This window comes from Pontibacter sp. LHS1 (genome assembly GCF_058932855.1).
The window spans coordinates 174,693-193,247 of the sequence record NZ_JBZYWF010000007.1; the positions used below are offsets into that span (position 1 = coordinate 174,693).

Sequence of the window (18,555 nt, forward strand, 5' to 3'; positions counted from 1 at the left end):
GAACCTGTTTTAGAGTTGCCACTGATCTGCCTCTGCCTCCTTAGCTCGGCGCTGTTTATCAAATTTCTCTTTAAAAGTACTATATTCCGAAGCAGGAAGCAAGCTGCGAAGCGAAACAAGTGCCTGGTCTGCGTAGCTGACAAGTCCCCTGTTCACACTCTCCAGCGCATAGGCTTTGTAGAGTCTGGCGGAGTATGGATTATAGGTGATGCCATCCAGCAAAATGTCATAAGCCTGCATCTCAGCGGGGCTGTATCGGGCAAAGAAAGTAGCCGCGTCCTCTACCACCTGCTCATCGTATAACAGCATCTTAAGTGCCTGGCTGTAACGCTCGGCAGCTTCACGGTCACGCCCCTTTACTTCGGCAATTTTAGCCCTGAAGTAGAGTTTCTGCCGCTTATCCTTTGGTGTCAGGTATAGGTTGTCCATCCGTTTCACAAGCACCTCGTGATTCTTGGTATTGAGCCACAGGCGCATTTGCTGCAGGTTAAGCCTGGAGCGGAGCTCCCCTTCCGGCTGAAGTTCGCTAGCTGCCTCTTTTATAGCATCATTGGCCTGCTTCCAATCCCGTCGTCCCATAAAGTAATCTACCTTGGCTACCAATGCCTCACGGCGCAGGTCCTTTTCCTGCACGCTCTTCACGATGCGCTCTACATCTGTGGGCAGCAGGTCAGGCAGGTAAGCGATCAGATACTGCACCTTGTCGTGGTCCGGGGCCTGGGTGATGATGGTAGATGGGGCCTGTTCCAGCACTTCTTCCAGCGACTGCGCCACCGCAACAGCCGATTCTACTTCTGTAAAGGCAACTTCGCGGAGTGCTTCTACAGCCTCGTCGGTCTGATGGTTAAGGGCTAGCGCATAGGCATGGGACAGGAAGGCTTGCGTAAAGCCCCTGTCTTTGGCCTCTTTAAAATAATGAGCAGCGGCACCGTAGTTCTCCTCCTCCATCATCCAATGCCCCAATGCATTGTAATAATACCCGCTGCGCTCCCCTGCGGCCAGTGCCAGGTTCTCCACTACGCTGCGTGCCTCTTTCGGCCTGCCATCGTAGTGGTGTACCAGGCCCTTCAGGTATAGCAGGTCTTCCATAAAGAGCCTGTTCTCCTGTGAAGCCAGGTAGCGGTTGATTGGCTTCAACAGCGATGTATCGCCATTGTTTACACTGGAAATGGTTTTGTTGTAGAACAGCGTCAGATCTTCTACCCGCTCCAGCGAGTCCGACACAAAGTCGTCCTCTTTGATGTCAGAAGCCCGACCCAGCAGCTGGATAAGTGCTGCCATGTTGCTGCGTAGTGGCTTGTATTTCGTGGAGCGGATCTCAGCGATCAGTTCCTTGGCTTCTTCCGGCATGGCCTGGCGGGTATAGTAAGCCAGGCGATTGCTGCGTACCAGATCCTGATTCTCCGCATGCCGCTGTGCAAGATCAAAGTAGTAGGCTACACTGTCGTGTACGCTGGTCTGGGCATAAAGCAAGGCCAGGTTGTTGTAGATCTCCCCATTCTTCGGGAAAGCCTCCGCTCCCTGCTGCAGCACATACAACTTTTCGAAAAAGTACTGCTTGCGATCGTACAGGTTAGCCAGGCGGATGTAGAGCTTCGGGTTCGGGCTCCGCTCCAGTGCCTCCTGCAGGCTCAGAATTTCTTTGTTGCGCTCGTTCTGCACACGATACATAGCCGACAAGCTAAAGCTCGCCTTCATGTTGTGGTTATCAAACAGATCGCTCTCCCTGTAGAAGCGCTCTGCCAGAATCGAATTGTCAGAACCCTGGTACAGGTCGCCGAGGTAGCTGTAGTAGCCGGCATAAGCATTAAAGTATACCCTGAACTGCGTGCGCATCACCAGAATGGCCAAAAGAATAGCCCCCATTGTGTAGATGGTATAGACAGGCAGTTTCCGTGGCTCGTACACCACTTTATAAACGGCCAGCCGCTGCTTGATCAGGTCCCCGAAGTTCACCATCACATACACGAAGAAAAAGGCCCCGAAAGCCAGGTGCGTGTACACGATCAGGTTATGGAAAACTGAAACAACGGAATCGTTGGCGGTGGCATAGGCATAACCGATGCTCAGGAAAGTAATGGTTGCGAATACCAGGTATATGATGGCACCTGTAGGTTTGAAGGGGAACAGTCTGCCATACAGGACTTCGCGCTGGCGCATGCCCCAAAAGCCGGCTATTGACGAAAACAGCAGGATAACAAATGCATTGATGTAAGACAGATCGCCCTTTACATAACCCACATGGCGCAGGTATAACAACCCCAAAGTAACCAGGTATAGCACGCTTACGAGCACAAACTGCCATATACTAAAGCGACGCTCCGGCTTAGCAGCCTGTGTGTTGACCCAGAGCAGGGCATTGATGTTTTCGTACCCAACCCAGATCATAAAGAGCAGTGAGGCTACCATAAGGGCCAGCGAACTGTAGTTGGCCAGATGCAAAGTGGTCAGCAGTGGTGGAAAGTCTGACTCCATGTAGACAAAGGAGCCCAGCAAACTCACCAGCGCGATCATCACCATTACCCTGACACTAAAGGAAACCTGCTGGTAGAAGGCCTGAAAAGCATAGCTGACCAGGGCAAAGAACACGATGAATACCAGCAGCGTGGTCTGCCCGGTGTTGCTGCCAATCACCCCCAGGAGGTCCAGGTTGAAGGAAGCCAGCAGCATCATGAGCAGCAGCATACCTGCAAAGTAAGGGATACGCTTCATGGTGGTGATGGCCGCTGTATAGAAAGCCACGCAGAGGGCCAGCAGCAGAACCAGCGCCACCGCAGCAAACTTGTTGAGGGCAGGCATCGCCACATCGTACTGCTCTGTGAGCAGGTAGCCATCCACATACAGGGTGAAGGGCTCCAGCAGACGCGAAAACTCGTGCACCGGCACCTGCACCACCTGCAGTTCAGGCAGCTTGTCCCAGGCCATGAAATTGCTCTCACCTGTAAAGTAATGGTATACCCCCAGCATGAGCGCCAGCACGGCCACGATCAGCAAAAACAGATAGGGATACCTGGTATCGGCATCCCAACTGTTCCAAAACTTGATTTTGTTCATAGACAAACCGTCGGACTACTCGAGCACTTTCGGTACTCTGAAATAATCGGAGTCTTTTCTAGGTGCGTTTTTCAGCGCTTCGTCGTGTGACACTGTATTTTGTGCCAGGTCTTCGCGCATCACGTTCACTTCTTCTGACATATGAATAAGCGGCTCCACACTTTCGGTGTCAAGTTCGCGAAGCTGGTCTACCCAATTCAGGATCTTGTTCAGGTCCTGCAGCATCTCCTGCTCCTTCTCTTCATTGAACTCCAGTCGGGCCAGGTGCGCGATCTTTCTAATGGTTTGTATATCGGTTGACATCTATCGTATTGTGTTTCTTAAGTTCTTCCTGAATGATATGAAATACTTCCTGCTTCAGCGCAGGCAGGTCCTGCAACGTCATGCCTTTGGTTTCGATCGGCTCGTGAATAATGATCTTGAGCGGGTGCCAGCGCACTTTCAGCTTCCCGTCCAGATCCGGCAGAAATTTGTGGTTGTAGGGCATAGTTACCGGCACCACAGGCAACTGCTTCTCAATTGCCAGGCGAAAAGGGCCATCCTTAAATGCCAGCAGCTCCTCTCCTGCCGTGGGTGGTATGGTGCCCTCCGGAAAGATCACCAGGTTGCGACCCTGCTCCAGCGTGCGCACGGACTGTATGTAACTCTTGGCACTGCTGATCGCACTCTTACGGTCTACGGCAATATATAGCTTTTCATATACCTTTCCCCACAACGGCACTTTGGTGAGCGAGCTTTTCCCGACAAAGTTAATAAAACCCGGGATGGCATGCAGCAACAGCGGGATATCGAGGTATGAGCTGTGGTTAGGCGTAAAAATATACTGCTTGCCAGGGTTGAAGCGCATACGCCACTCCACCCGCAAAGGCGTCAGGAACATGCGCAGGGCTGATGATGACCAGAAGCGGTTGATGCTGTGTACGCGCGGATACCAGCGCTGCTTGCGTATAAGCACTGCCTGAAACGGATACGTGACCACAAACGGCATCACAAACCAGGTGACACACCAGGTTGTATAGATACGATGGGACAGGTATTTAAGCGCTTTCATGCCTTCAAATGTAAGAATAATCCACCAGTTATCAATCGGGGCGCTTCACCTAGTTAGCCTCCATTATGCTTACTCTCCCTGTTGCAAAAGTATAGCTGCCTTGAGTATACCTGCCACACTGATGGCGTCGGTGATCTCGTTGTCCATCACCATCCGCACGGCCTCCTCAAAGTGCACCCGCCGGATGTGAAGCTCCTCTGTCTCTTCAAAAGATGTTTCACCGGCCTTTAGTTCCTGTGCTAGGAAAACAAAGCCTTCCTCATCTGTAACGGAATTGGAGGTATGCAGGCGGGCAATGTTGGTCCACTTTTCGGCTGTGAAACCGGTTTCCTCCTGTAGCTCCCGCTTCGCCGACTCCAGTATGTCATTCTCGATCAGGCCGCCGCCCATCGGTATTTCCCAGCTATACTCCTTGAGCGGGTAGCGGTACTGCCCCACCAGGTAGGTATAACCTTCGTCATCGATGGGAATAATGCCAATGGCTTTGTTCTTCATACTTACTACGCCATAGATGCCCTCTCCGCCGTTGGGGTTGAGCACCTGGTCTTCGCGCACACTGATCCAGGGGTTCTGGTATACCTGCTTGCTGGACAGGGTGGTCCAGGGGTTATGCTGTTCGTCGATCATCATGCTATTTTCTTTTGGCGATCATTTCTATCTCTACCTGCGCCCCCAGCGGCAGCGAAGCCACCCCGATGGTGGTACGGACCTACAGCCACTGCTCCTTCAGCATTGAAAGCTTTTCCGGACATATGTTAAGCTTGTTTATGATCTAATTCTGGGCAAAGATAATAAGGTATAGATGAATTCTATTTCAGAGACGATCAGCCTCATCTATTTCTACTCTGGTATTATCCTTTTCCACGCCAGCTGTATCTGCGGGTGCCGTATCGGGTTCCGGTTGGGTTATGGTTGTCTCCTCGGTGTCGGGCGTGCTGTTGCAGCTGGCCATCAGAAAAGCGCCCAGGGCGAAGGTTAGCAGATACTTTTTCATAAATTCAGCTTCATTCTGTTATTGGTTATACAAATATCTCTGCTGCTGCAATCAGGCAGCATACACGGAGGCACAGGGGCGATGCTGGAACGCCGCCGCCTTAATGCATCCATACCTGCCGGGCCGGGAAGTTGATTGTCATTCTGGTTTGACGAATCACATCGTAGTTCAGCACCCCGTCATAGATGATGTTTTCGGCAGCAGCCTTGCTCACCAGCTTCCGCCTGCCTAGTTGAATCGCAATCGGATTCAGGGCTGTGCGCTGGACTGTCGTATCGCTTTGGAGGCCCCACCCGGAGGCTGTCTGGTGCGAAAGCAGCACCTCGCTTATATTGCCTGTGTCTAAAAGAAACCAGTATGAGCGGTCCTGATGAGGTATACCCAGGAAAATAGTCAGCTCGCTACCATCCAGCCCATTGGCGAAACGGCTGGGCAGCAGCGTTAGCCTGCCCTGCTGCTTCCGAAGGGCGGCTGGCGTCTCAACGAGGAGTCTGCTGGCCGCCAGGTCTAACGTCACAATCCTGTCCTGAAAGGACTTCAATGAGATAACTCCATCTACTTTCGGGAGGTCCTCCGGCAGGATGGTCATCAGGTCCCATACTCCAACGGTCGCATGAAAAAGCGGAACGTTATCGACCCTGATCTCAACTGAATCCAGCTTTTGGTACCGAAACATCTCCCCGTTCATGCGGAAGGCAGTTGCGCTGCCGTAAGGCTGTCTACCGATTTTCTGTGCTACTTCCGGGGATATAAAGGTCTGGCCACCTCCTGTATCGAATAAGAAGGTGTAGGGATGTCCTGCTATGGTAACGTCCACCTGCTTCAGTTCTCTGAAATATTCTTTCAGCTGAATGGTGTTTTGCGCAAGAGTTTCACCAACAAAGGCTAAGCACAGGGCCAAACCCAGGAAAAGTGTTTTCATTTTGAAAAAAAGACTGATCATCTAAGCATGTACGTCAGTGATAGATTTTGGCTGAATAATTACGCTAGCCCTTCATCAGTTCACCCAACGTTGTAATTCCCCGCTTTTTGGCCAGTGAGAGCAGCCTGAGCAATAGCAAAGCCGTGGCAAAAGCGTCTCCAGAGGCGGTGTGGCGGTCGTCGGTGGGTAGATTATACCTTCCACAGAGGGCGTCGAGGCTGTATTCGGCGGTTTTCAGGGTATGGCTGTCGGCGTGGCGGCGCTCCAGTCGTATGGCCAGGTGTGCTGTGTCGACGGAGCGGTTACGGAGCTTGCCGCCTATACCTTGCCGCTTCAACATCTGGTTGATCATGCCGATGTCGAAAGCCACATGCTGCCCGACCAGTACGGCATTGCCGACAAAATCAACAAAATTCTCCACCGCTTCCCGCTCCGATATACCTCCCTCCAGCTGACTGGAAAGCAGACCATGCACTTCAGCGCTTTTGGTAGCAGGTGCCCCTTCCTGCTGCACTAAACACTCGAAGGTATCTGACACGAGCACCTGCAGCCCCCTTACCTTTATCGCCCCGATGGAAAGCACTTTGTCCTTGCGTTGGTCCAGCCCGGTCGTTTCGGTATCGAACACCACGAATTCGGCTTCTGCCAAGGGGGTATCTTTTGATGGCTGCTCTTTCAGAGCGGCGCTATACCTGTGCCAGAAAGCCGGCGCATTCCTGTCTACTGGTTGCAGCTGGTGAATTAACTCTTTCAGCCACTCCATCAGCCGAGGTAGTTGAGTTGAAAGCGTACTTGCAGGAGCTCCTGTATGTCGCTGATCGGCTTGAAGGTGCTGCGCAGCGTCTGCCGCTCCAGTTTGTTGAGCTGATTGGGGTTGAGGTAACGGCCGGAGTTTTTGTTGCGCAGGCCGCTGAGCGCCCGGAAACGCATCATGATCTCGTAAGCCATGGCGGCCTCACGGTATAGCTCTGCGTTTTGCGGCTCCAGCTCGGCCAGTTTCTCGAAGCGCTTGAAGGTGTTGTTCTCGCCGGCTACGCGGTTGTCGAGCGTGAGCACCCGGGCGGCATCCACGAGTGGAGTCATGGCCCGTAGTTTGATATCAAATTCGTTTTTGTGCTCTCCTCCCCGCTCCACAATAAAGTTGCGGAAAAAGCTCAGCGGCGGCGGACTCTGCAGCGCATGCTTGGCCAGGAAAGGAAGAAAAATGCGCTCCTGCTGTATGTTGTCGTAAATGTAGTCAGTAAGCTGATGGCTCAGACTGAAGTCGCCGTACACGGGGCGGTAGTCGTAGAAAATAGAGGTATGCATCAGCGCCTCCTCGGTTGGTTCGTGTATCCAGTTGTAGAAGTACTGCTTCCAGGTATGCAGCGGCTGGCACCACTTCGGGTTGCTGGCCATCATGTCTGCCGGGCACTTTTCGAATCCGCATTGCACCAGAATATCCCGCACGATGGCGGCTAACTTCACAAAGTAGTCCTGATATTCCTTCTCAAGCGCGATGTTCTTGTCTTCATACACGAGGGCATTGTCCTGGTCAGTGCGCAGGAGTTGCTCTTCGCGCCCTTCGCTGCCCAATGAGAGCCAGCAATAGTGCACAGGCGGCTCGCCCAGCTCCTTTTCGGCATGCTGCAGCGCCCGTACAATGATGGCGTCGTTGATCTCGGTGATGATGTTGGCGATGAACGAAATACTCACCTCCTGCTCCAGGTACTTCAGCAAAAGCTCCTCGGCCCTGTCGCGGATGGCAGGCAGGGAGTTTATATCCCATGTTTGGCGAATCTCGGAGATCAGCACGGCCGGGTTGTTGCCCTGCGCCAGCAACAGGTCATGTTCGGTGAGCACACCCAGTGCTTTGGAGTTAATAGTCCCGTCAATGGTCACACAGAGGTGCTTCACTTTGTTCCGGATCATGTTGATGAGCGCATCGGCCATGGGCGGATTGGGCACGGTCGTGATCACTGGCGATGACATGATGACCTTCACCGGATCATCAATAGCCACATGCCCCGCTACTACCTGGCGGCGCAGGTCGGTGTCGGTCAGAATACCTAATGGCCGCTCGTCAGCATCGACTACCATCATAAAGCTGGAATCCTTGTCGCTCATCATCTGGGCGGCCAGCCGGATGGAGGTATCAGGCGGACAAGCTACAATGCTTTTAGCCGTATCGATTTTAAGGGTGTCTTCGAGGTGCAGCGGTATAGACGAAGGTGCAATAGTGCTCAATCCAACCCGTGCCCTTTGCGCATCACGCAAGGTAGGGTTGCGCACCGGCTGCCCCGCCGCAAAACCCGCCGCAAAGTAAAGCGCCACCTGCGGATTTTCGGTTAGGATGGGTTCGAAAGCAGCGATAGGTATAGCGTACACCAGTGACTCCTCAGCAGAAGTGGCCGTGGAGGAGTAGTTCTTTTTGGCGATGAGTGCCCGCACCCCAAACACATCTCCTTCATCGCACACATCGATTAGCTTAGGATTGCCGCCTTCCGTCTTTTGCTCTAGTCGCACCGATCCCTGCCGCACGACATAGAAAAACGCATGAGCTGTATCCCCCTGTGCAAACAAGACCTGCTCCGGCTCCAGGTATAGCACCCGCACCTGCCGCGCCAACTGACGCAGTTTTTCCGGGTCAATCAGATTGAAGGGTGGATTGGCATTGAGAAACTCGTGGACGCGTTCCTGTATGACGTTGGAGGGTTTCATAGCTTCGGTTTATACCTGTTGAAGGTACGGTTTTGGGAAGTGGATTGCAATTGTCTGAATCAAGATTTTCTGGATTAAAAGATTAACAGGACTGTCGCAGATACCGGGTCACTTATACCTGAAAAATCTAATTAAGGCAGTCTCAAACTGTCGGCATTTAAAACATTCTATTTAACGCAAAAGTCCTGCAACAGACGCCGCAGGACTTTACGCATTCAACTAAACTTATCAATCTAAAATCTTTACAAAGCTCCCGCTTTGATCTCATCCACTACATCCGGATCAAGCAAGGTTGAAGTATCGCCCAGGTTAGACGTATCGCCCTCGGCTACTTTCCGGAGGATGCGGCGCATGATCTTGCCGGAACGGGTTTTAGGCAGACCACTCACGATCTGGATCTTGTCTGGTTTGGCGATCTTGCCGATCTTCTCCACCACCGTTTCGATGATCTCGGCACGCAGCCAGTCTTCGCGCTCTGGCACCTCTTTGCATATAACAAAGGCGTATATCCCCTGTCCTTTCACGTCGTGCGGATAACCCACCACCGCAGACTCCACCACGTGGGCGTTGTGGTTGATGGCCTCTTCGATCTCGGCCGTTCCGAAGCGGTGACCGGACACGTTAATCACATCGTCCACACGGCCGATGATGCGGTAAAGGCCATCCTTGTCACGCTTGGCACCATCGCCCGTGAAGTACAGGCCTTTGTAAGTCGAGAAGTAGCTCAGGCGGGCACGCTCGTGGTCGCCGTAGGTAGTGCGGATAATGCTCGGCCACGGGAATTTCATGCACAGGTAGCCTTCCACTTCATTGTCGGTAATCTCCTTGCCGTCGCTGTCTACCAGGATCGGCTGTATGCCTGGCAGCGGCAAACCGGCGTGGCTTGGCTTCATCGGAGTTACGTTAGCGATGGTCGAAATCATGATGCCGCCAGTTTCGGTTTGCCACCAAGTGTCTACCAGCGGACAGCGCTCCTTGCCAACGTGGGTGTGGTACCAGTGCCAGGCTTCTTCGTTGATCGGTTCGCCTACTGAGCCCAGCACTTTGAGCGAGTCAAGGCTGTAGGAAAGCACATCGTCGATATCACCACCCATCAGTGAGCGAATGGCAGTTGGGGCGGTATAGAAAATGTTCACGCCAAACTTATCCACTACCTGCCAGAAGCGACCCATGTCCGGGAAGGTCGGTACGCCTTCAAACATCAGTGAAGTAGAGCCCGATAAGAGCGGACCGTAGAGCAGATAGGTATGGCCGGTGATCCAGCCGATGTCGGCAGTACACCAGTAGATGTCGTTTTCCTGTACCTGGAACACATTGCTGAAGCTGTACTGGGCGTATACCATGTAGCCGCCGCAGGTATGCACCACACCTTTCGGTTTGCCCGTAGAGCCGGAAGTATAGAGAATGAAGAGCATGTCTTCGGCGTCCATTTCTTCGGCCGGGCAGTCCTTGCTGACACCCTGCACTTCGTCGTGGTACCACACGTCACGGCCTTTGACCATGTTCACGGCCCAGCCCAGGCGCTCTACCACAATTACTTTCTGCACCGAGTCGCAACGCTCCAAGGCTTCGTCTACCACACGCTTCACCGGAATCTGTTTCGCGCCGCGGTTCAGACCATCAGACGTGAGCACCATGCTGCACTGCGCGTCGTTGATACGGTCGGCCATGGCCACAGCGGAGAAACCAGCGAACACCACCGAATGGATGGCTCCGATACGGGCACACGCCAGCACAGCGAAAGCCAGTTCCGGGATCATGGGCATGTATATGCAGATGCGGTCTCCTTTCTTAGCACCGTTCTTTTTGAGCACGTTGGCAAACTGGCATACCTTCTCGTGAAGTTCGCGGTAGGTATAGCGTATGTATCTTTCTTTCGGGTCGTTCGGCTCCCAGATCAAGGCCAGTTTGTTGCCCCGGGTTTTCAGGTGACGGTCCAGACAGTTTTCCGTAATGTTCAGCCTGCCGCCCTTAAACCACTTTATGTTTGGCTCTTCAAAGTTCCACTCCAGTGTCGTGTTCCACTTCTTGCGCCACGTAAAGGTACTCGCTATATCGGACCAGAACCCCTCCGGGTCTTCCACACTTCGCTTATAGGCTTCTTCGTACTCCTGATAAGTTTTGATTTGAATGTTAGGCATGATATCGGTTTGTTATGGTGTTTAAGGTTTATTTCGGTAATTCTAGTCTAGGGGTGAATCACTGGAATTAACCCACCCCTGCCCCTCCGAGGAGGGGATTTAGAGAACGATTGTCATCCCCCTGCGCCCTACAAATAGAGACTTTTCCTGTGATTGCCATTTGGCAGGTATTGACTACGATGTATACCGCAAGTTTAGCGTCAGCGCAACTTGTGGTTGTTTATGTGGCCAGTTTGTAACTGGCGTAATTATGTAGTGCCACATACGCCAGTTACAAACTGGCTGTCATGTATTCCACCTGTTACCGCTGCGCTCAAACTGGCGGTATGAATGGGCCCCTCTACCCTCGCTCCCCTGTTTTAGGGCTGGGGGGTCACTCCAAAAAAGCATTCCCAATCTTCCGCTGCTTCAGGTCATCGTGAATCTCGGTTAAGATGGCCGGATCGTCGATGGTGGAAGGTATAGCGTAGTGCACCCCGTCGGCGATGTTGCGCAGTATCTTGCGGAGGATCTTGCCGGAGCGGGTCTTGGGCAGGCGTTTCACGATCAGTGCGTTTCGGAAATAAGCTACGGCACCGATTTTCTCCCGAATCAAGGCGATCAGCTCTTGCTCGATTTGCTGTTCGCTGATATTCTGTCCGTCTTTCAGCACCACTAAACCAATAGGACGCTGACCACGCAGGTCATCGGCTATACCTACCACGGCGCATTCAGCCACGGCAGGGTGAGAGGCGACCATCTCTTCCATCTCTCCGGTTGAGAGACGGTGGCCGGATACGTTGATCACATCGTCTATGCGACCCATGATATAAATATAGCCTTCTTCATCCATATATCCCCCATCGCCGGTCATGTAATAGCCCGGGAAGCGGTCGAGATAGGATTTGTAGAAGCGGTCATTGTCTTCCCACAAGGTGGGCAGGCAGCCGGGAGGCAAAGGAAGCTTCACCGCCACGTAGCCTTCCTGCGCAGGTATAAGTTCCTGCCCTTCTTCGCCCAGAATTTCTACTTTATACCCACAAACCGGCAAGCCCGCAGAACCCGGCTTGGCTGGCTTTATACCATAGCCCACCATGTTGGCTACCATCGGCCAGCCTGATTCTGTTTGCCACCAGTGGTCGATGACAGGTATGCGCAGCAGGTCTTTTGCCCAGTAGTAAGTGGCAGGGTCGCAGCGCTCGCCGGCCAGAAACAGGTACTTGAGCGATGGCAGGTCATACTTTATTTTCTCTATGCCATCCGGGTCTTCTTTTTTGATGGCGCGGATGGCGGTCGGGGCCGTGAAGAGCACCTTTACATCATGCTGCATGATGATGCGCCAGAAAGTACCAGCATCTGGGGTACGCACGGGCTTACCTTCGAACAGCACTGTGGTGCAGCCATGAATCAGCGGGGCGTATACCAGGTACGAGTGCCCTACGGCCCAACCCACGTCTGAAGCAGCCCAAAACACATCGCCCGGGTCTACTCCATACACGGCTTTCATGCTATACTTGAGCGCCACAGCATGGCCGCCGTTGTCGCGCACAATACCTTTGGGCTTTCCGGTGGTGCCGGAGGTATAAAGAATGTAGAGCGGGTCGTGTGCGTCTACCGGCACGCAGTCGACTGGCTGGGCTTTTTGAAGCACGTCTATGTAATCCAAATCACGGCCCGGCTGCATGTCGGCCTCCACATAGGGGCGCTGCAGAATAATAGTGTGCTCAGGCTTGTGCTTGCTGTCATTCAGGGCCTTGTCCAGAAGCGGCTTGTAAGGTATGTGCTTGTCGAATTCAATGCCACAGGAAGCGGAGATGACCACCTTCGGACGGGCATCGTCTATGCGCACTGTGAGCTCGTGCGGCGCAAAGCCGCCGAACACCACCGAGTGAATGGCTCCTAACCTTGCGCAGGCGAGCATGGCAACCACGGCCTCAGGTATAACGGGCATGTAAATGACCACGGTATCGCCTTTGCCCACACCTAAACCACGCAGCGCACCTGCAAACCGGGCCACCAAGTCCCGGAACTCACGGTAGCTGTACTTGCGGATGGTATTGGTGACGGGAGAGTCGTAAATCAGGGCAGTCTGGTCGGCGCGACCGTTCTCCACGTGGTAGTCAAGCGCCAGGTAAGCCGTGTTGAGTTTGCCGCCCGCGAACCAGCGGTAGAAGCCGTTTTCGTCGGTGGTCAGGATTTGCTTTGGCTCTTCGAACCAGGCAATCTGCCGCGCCTGTTCGCCCCAGAATCCCTCGGGGTCCCGAATGCTTTTTTCGTAGGCCTCGGCGTACGAGCTGTAGGTGTGGATTAAGCTTTCCATATCTCCTGCGTCTTTTATTGCGATTAACTCTGTGTCAGCTCCTTTATCTTTTCCATAAGGAAACGTGTCGAAAAGGGCTTCGGGATATACAGGTCCGCCCCTACGTCATAGCCCTTCCTGATATCGGCGTCCTTGGTTTTGGCGCTCATAAAGATCACTTTGGCGCCGTTCATATTTTCCTGTCCGCGTATGTGGCGGCATACCTCGTAGCCGTCCACGTCAGGCATCATAATGTCGAGCAACACCACATCGGGGCGCTCTTTGTCCACACTTTCTATGGCCTCGGTACCGTTGCGGGCAATGTATACCTGATAGCCGCTCTTGCGCATCAGGAACTCCAGCGGCATCAGTATACTCGGCTCATCGTCCACGACCAACACCTTCAATTTTTCTTTACTAGCCATAGTTTTATACGTTTGCGGGCACATTTACTTTCACGGGCAGCACGAACGAAAACCTGGACCCTTTGCCCAACTCGCTCTCCACCCAAATGCGCCCCTGGTGCGATTCAATTATCTTCTTGCTGATGGCCAGTCCCAGTCCGCTGCCCTCTGGTTTGCGGATGTTCTGGTTCTGCGCCTGGTAAAACTTGTCGAATATCTGTTTGTGAAACTCGGGGTCAATGCCCTTACCGTTATCCACCACATTCACTTTGATGTCGCCGTCGATGTAGTAACCCGACACAATAATGCGGCCGTGCTCGGGGTTGCAAAACTTGACAGCGTTGGAGATCAGGTTGACCAGCACCTGTATCAGGCGGTCTCTGTCACCGTTGATGGTGGGCAGGTTGTGCTGCACATCCACCACCAGGTCGATGCTCTTCTCCTGCACCAGTTGCTCCAGCGCCTGCACCGATTCATGTACGACTTCCTCTATCTGCACAGGTCCCAGGTTAAGTTTTTGCTTGCCCGATTCGAAGCGCTCCAAGTCCAGCACCTGCGTAATCAGGCGCGTCAATCGCTCCGATTCCTTCACGATGGTCTGCAGGAAATGCTCCTGGTCCTCGCGCTCCATTTCCGGGTTGTCGTACAGGATTTCAGAGAGCGCCCGAATGGAAGTCAGCGGTGTGCGCAGCTCGTGCGTGACAGTCGACAGGAACTCGTCTTTCAGCTCGTCGAGTTGCTTCAGTCGTTCATTGGCGCTGCGGAGTTGCTCGGTAGCGCGGCGCAGTTCCATCGACTTGCGGCGGAGTTCGTTGTTGATGGAAATTAGTTGCTGCGATTCTTTCAGGATGTTGAGCACCTCGTCGATGCTGATTTCCTCCTCCTTCACAACCGACGACACCATAATGCGGGCCGATGATGACCCGATGACACCCGATAAAAGCTTCTCTGCATAGGTCACCAGTTTCGGGTCGGCCTTTCCTGATTCGTCTTCGGGCTCAGGATATTTACGCTTGTAGGCTTTCATGGCGACCTCCGCTTTTTTCTCCCCCAGGAAGTTCACCAGCAACGACTTGATGTCAGGTATATACGCCGTGCCTTTCCAGACGATGGAGCTTTCGAACACAGTGGAGTACTTGAAGATGTCCACGAACACTTCGGCCTGGTTGCGCTCCTGTGACGTTTGTTTGCTCAGAAGTGACACGCCAATGTAAAGACCCACATTCAGGAACATGCTCCAGAACATGGCGTGCGAAATGTAGTCCATGACCTGCAGGCCGAAAAGCTCGAAAGGTTTAAGCAAGGCTATACCTAGCGGACCTTCATTTAAAATAGAAGTTGGCAGCATGCCTACCCCCACCATCGACGGCACGACCAAGGTATAGAACCACACCGCCGCCCCAACGACTATACCCGCCAGCGCACCGTTTTTAGTGCCCTCTTTCCAAAAAATGCCCCCAATAATGGCAGGTGCAAACTGCGCCACCGCCGCAAAGGACACCAGCCCGACTTCCACCAGCGAGTAGTATTCGGCCACACCTTTGTAATACAGGTATGCCAGCAACAAAATCAACAGGATACCCAGCCGACGACTGAAAAGCAAAAGCTTTGTCAGCTGGTTCTGGTACTTGTTTTTGATGGCAGGTATACCTACTAGTAGCGGCATGACCAAGTTATTGCTAATCATCACACTCAGGGCGATGGTCGCCACGATGACCATACTTGTGGCTGCCGAAAAGCCACCCAGGTATACCAGCAAAGCGAGTAGCGATTGGCCTTCGCTCAAAGGTATAGCCAGCACAAACATATCAGCGTCTACGCTGGCACCGTTGAACAATAAGTCACCGCCAAAGGCAATCGGCAGCACGAAAATGTTGATGGCAAACAGGTATAGCGGAAAGAGCCACATGGCCTTGTTCAAATGCTGTTCATTCACGTTCTCTACCACGGCCACCTGAAACTGGCGCGGCAGAAACAGAATCGCCAGCATGGACAGCACCACCATCCAGAACCACTGCGAAAAGCCGCTGTCATTGTCAAAGGTCATCAGCCGCTCGAAGTCGGGCAGCTGCGTAGCCTGTTGCATGATATCACCGAAACCGTTGAACACGCCATAGGTCACAAAAACACCCGCCACGATAAAAATCACCAGCTTGAAAAGCGACTCAAATGCAATGGCCGTGACCATCCCTTCGTGCCGCTCCGTGGCTTCCACGTGTCGCGTGCCATACACAATCGTGAATAGACCCAAGCCCAGCGCAATGTAGAAAGACGTGTCGCCGAACAGCGGACTCCGGCCCACCTCATTCATGCCGGTTAGTATATCCAGGCTACTGGCGATGGCCTTGAGCTGGATGGAGATGTAAGGTATAATGCCAAGCACGCAGATGATGGTGACGATGCTGCCCAGCGTGATATTTTTGCCGTAGCGCGACGAGATGAAGTCGGCGATGGTCGTAATGCGCTGCACCTTGCAAATGCGTATAATCTTGCGCAACACCACCCACCAAAGCGGCGCCATCAGCGTCGGACCGATGTAAATCGCCAGATAACCCAAGCCCGTTGTGGCGGCCCTTCCCACCGAACCGTAATAGGTCCAGGCAGTGCAGTACACGGCCATGGAGAGCGCGTAGATATAAGGATTTCCCACGAAACTCCTGCCCGCAGCCGAACGCCTTTCTGCCCACGAAGCCAGCCCAAAGAGCAAAGCCAGGTAGAAAAACGACACACCGATGACAAGCCAGTAGTTCATGGTTTACCTCTTCTGTTTCCGTGGATCCTGCCGGTTAATGAAAAACGCAATCGCCGCAATGCAAAGCAGCCACACCACCGTCAGGTACAGGTATAGCACCGGCACACCGCTCACCGTCGCCCCCGAATTGAAGATCGAAAGCAAGGGAAAATTCAACAGCACCATGAACAGGGCGCTGATGAAAAAGAGTAGTCTGCCTTTGGAGCGGTCACGCATGGGAGTTTAGAAGTTTAAGAGTTAGAAAGTTTAAGAGTTTGAGAGTTGTTCTAAGTTAGGAAGTTTAGAAGGTTAGATTTAGAAAATTAAATAATGCTTTAAGCCTTTTACCTTTGCCCTCGTCCCAAATGCTTCCGGGATGTGAGCTATCTGGCGGACTCTGGCCACTTGAATGTGTGCCTGTACCACAAGTGGCGGGACGCCACTGAATAACTCACACTCGCGGGACGCGAGCGAGGGCTGAAGAGCCAGCAAACTGCCGAATGGCTGACCAGTGAGATTCACCGAATCAACCATTCAACAATTTAACTATCATCAATCAACAATTCAACCTTAATGCCCTGCAACTGCTTCGCCGGCACCGCGTGGTATGCGGATGTCCTCAATCAGCTCCTGAATGTGGGCTGGTGGGGCTGGCGTGAAGCGGGACACGATGAACGACACGATGAAGTTGATCAACATACCTACGGTACCGATGCCTTCAGGAGAGATCTCCATGAACCAGTTTTCTGGTATGTTGGCAGCCGGGTTTATGAACTTGAAGTAGGAGATGTAGCTGATCGTGAACAACAAACCAGAAATCATACCCCAGATAGCACCTTGTTTGTTCATGCGTTTCGAGAAGATACCCATAATGATCACCGGGAAGAAGGAAGCCGCTGCCAGACCAAAGGCGAAGGCCACCACCTCCGCCACAAAGCCTGGCGGGTTGATACCGAAATAACCTGCAATTACCACCGCGAAAGTTGCTGCGATGCGAGCCGCAACCAGCTCTTGCTTTTCGGATATATGTGTCATCACAGACTTTTTAAGCAAGTCGTGTGCAATCGACGTAGAGATTACGAGCAAGAGACCGGCCGCTGTGGAAAGAGCCGCTGCCAGACCACCAGCCGCTACCAGCGCGATCACCCAGTTAGGAAGCTGCGCGATCTCAGGGTTAGCCAGCACCATGATGTCTTTGTCAATCTTGAGTTCGTTTACAGCTGGGTCCTTCACATACTGCACGCGACCGTCACCATTTTTATCATCCACACCGATCAGACCAGTCTTTTCCCAGTTGTTCACCCACTGCGGCAAGTTGGCTATGGGCTGATTACTGGTAGTCTGCAGCATGTTGTACATACCAAAGGCGCCTACTGCAGGTGCAGCTGTGTACAGAATAGCAATGAACACGAGCGCATAACCAGCCGACTTACGGGCGTCTTTTACCTTTGGCACTGTAAAGAAGCGCACAATTACGTGCGGCAGACCGGCGGTACCCACCATTAGGGCGGCCGTGATAAAGAATACATCAATGGTGGCTTTGCTACCATCGGTATAGGCCGTGAAGCCAAGCTCCGGAAGCAAACCGTCTAGTTTATCTAACAGGTAAGTGCCATCAGCCAATGTGCCACCCAAGCCAAGCTGCGGAATCGGGTTGCCGGTCAGCATCATGGAGATAAAGATAGCCGGTACCATGTAAGCGAAGATCAGCACGCAGTACTGCGCTACCTGGGTATAGGTGATGCCTTTCATACCACCTAATACCGCGTAGAAAAGCACGATGATCATACCAATGATTACACCGGTTTCGATCTGCACTTCCAGGAAGCGGGAGAATACGATACCTACCCCACGCATCTGCCCGGCCACATAGGTAAACGACACGAAAATGGCACAGATTACCGCCACCAAACGGGCAGTTTTGGAGTAGTAACGGTCTCCCACGAAATCAGGCACGGTAAACTTACCGAACTTGCGCAGGTATGGCGCCAGAAACAGGGCCAACAGCACGTAGCCGCCGGTCCAGCCCATCAGGTATACCGAGCCGTCATAGCCCATAAACGAAATCAGACCGGCCATGGAGATGAACGATGCTGCCGACATCCAGTCAGCGGCCGTTGCCATACCGTTGGCCAGCGGAGAAACCCCACCGCCTGCCACGTAAAATTCTTTTGTAGAACCGGCCCGCGACCAGATGGCGATACCAATGTACAGGGCGAAGGTCAGGCCCACAATAATGTATGTCCAGGTTAAGATATCCATTGTCTTAAATGTTGTGTG

General features: G+C 53.0%; 14 protein-coding genes. All 14 read right to left on the reverse strand.

From position 1 onward, the window contains the following. Positions 1 to 9 precede the first annotated feature (9 nt). The 14 genes from AC5FXQ_RS14830 to AC5FXQ_RS14895 all read right to left on the reverse strand — a co-directional run bounded on the left by AC5FXQ_RS14830 (position 10) and on the right by AC5FXQ_RS14895 (position 18,537). The gene (locus AC5FXQ_RS14830) at positions 10 to 3,054 is read right to left on the reverse strand and encodes a tetratricopeptide repeat protein (RefSeq protein WP_493603205.1); all 3,045 of its coding nucleotides are present in this window, start codon (positions 3,052 to 3,054) and stop codon (positions 10 to 12) included. A 15-nt stretch (positions 3,055 to 3,069) separates the two neighbouring features. Then, positions 3,070 to 3,357: an Asp-tRNA(Asn)/Glu-tRNA(Gln) amidotransferase subunit GatC gene (gatC, locus tag AC5FXQ_RS14835; protein ID WP_007653720.1), complete on the reverse strand. Its 288-nt coding sequence runs from the start codon at positions 3,355 to 3,357 to the stop codon at positions 3,070 to 3,072. Next, positions 3,332 to 4,105: a lysophospholipid acyltransferase family protein gene (locus AC5FXQ_RS14840; protein ID WP_143731791.1), complete on the reverse strand. Its 774-nt coding sequence runs from the start codon at positions 4,103 to 4,105 to the stop codon at positions 3,332 to 3,334. The genes gatC and AC5FXQ_RS14840 overlap by 26 nt, the downstream gene beginning before the upstream one ends. 69 nt (positions 4,106 to 4,174) lie before the next feature. Continuing rightward, positions 4,175 to 4,732: an NUDIX domain-containing protein gene (locus AC5FXQ_RS14845; protein WP_493603318.1), complete on the reverse strand. Its 558-nt coding sequence runs from the start codon at positions 4,730 to 4,732 to the stop codon at positions 4,175 to 4,177. 187 nt (positions 4,733 to 4,919) lie between these two features. Continuing rightward, positions 4,920 to 5,099, reverse strand: coding sequence for a hypothetical protein (locus AC5FXQ_RS14850; RefSeq protein ID WP_493603206.1), 180 nt, complete (start codon positions 5,097 to 5,099; stop codon positions 4,920 to 4,922). 100 nt (positions 5,100 to 5,199) lie between these two features. After that, on the reverse strand, positions 5,200 to 6,021 hold the full coding sequence (locus AC5FXQ_RS14855; RefSeq protein WP_493603207.1) for a retropepsin-like aspartic protease: 822 nt from the start codon (positions 6,019 to 6,021) through the stop codon (positions 5,200 to 5,202). Positions 6,022 to 6,085: 64 nt separating this feature from the next. Then, positions 6,086 to 6,784, reverse strand: a complete 699-nt coding sequence (locus AC5FXQ_RS14860; RefSeq protein ID WP_493603208.1) for a 3'-5' exonuclease — start codon at positions 6,782 to 6,784, stop codon at positions 6,086 to 6,088. Next, entirely contained in the window at positions 6,784 to 8,721 is a 1,938-nt protein-coding gene (locus tag AC5FXQ_RS14865) for a DUF294 nucleotidyltransferase-like domain-containing protein (protein WP_493603209.1), read from the reverse strand. The genes AC5FXQ_RS14860 and AC5FXQ_RS14865 overlap by 1 nt, the downstream gene beginning before the upstream one ends. A 242-nt stretch (positions 8,722 to 8,963) precedes the next feature. After that, positions 8,964 to 10,862 (reverse strand): acetate--CoA ligase, encoded by a 1,899-nt coding sequence (acs, locus tag AC5FXQ_RS14870; RefSeq protein ID WP_493603210.1) that lies wholly within the window; start codon positions 10,860 to 10,862, stop codon positions 8,964 to 8,966. Positions 10,863 to 11,235: 373 nt separating this feature from the next. Beyond that, on the reverse strand, positions 11,236 to 13,161 hold the full coding sequence (locus tag AC5FXQ_RS14875; protein ID WP_493603211.1) for a propionyl-CoA synthetase: 1,926 nt from the start codon (positions 13,159 to 13,161) through the stop codon (positions 11,236 to 11,238). Positions 13,162 to 13,184: 23 nt separating this feature from the next. Next, positions 13,185 to 13,565 carry a response regulator transcription factor gene (locus tag AC5FXQ_RS14880; protein WP_493603212.1) on the reverse strand — a complete coding sequence of 127 codons (381 nt, stop codon included), beginning with the start codon at positions 13,563 to 13,565 and terminating at the stop codon, positions 13,185 to 13,187. Between the two features lie 4 nt (positions 13,566 to 13,569). Next, a complete protein-coding gene (locus AC5FXQ_RS14885) occupies positions 13,570 to 16,296 on the reverse strand; it encodes an ATP-binding protein (protein ID WP_493603213.1) in 2,727 nt (908 codons plus the stop codon). A 3-nt stretch (positions 16,297 to 16,299) separates the two neighbouring features. After that, a complete protein-coding gene (locus AC5FXQ_RS14890) occupies positions 16,300 to 16,512 on the reverse strand; it encodes a hypothetical protein (protein ID WP_493603214.1) in 213 nt (70 codons plus the stop codon). Between the two features lie 333 nt (positions 16,513 to 16,845). Further along, positions 16,846 to 18,537 (reverse strand): sodium:solute symporter family protein, encoded by a 1,692-nt coding sequence (locus AC5FXQ_RS14895; protein ID WP_493603215.1) that lies wholly within the window; start codon positions 18,535 to 18,537, stop codon positions 16,846 to 16,848. Between the last annotated feature and the right edge of the window lie 18 nt (positions 18,538 to 18,555).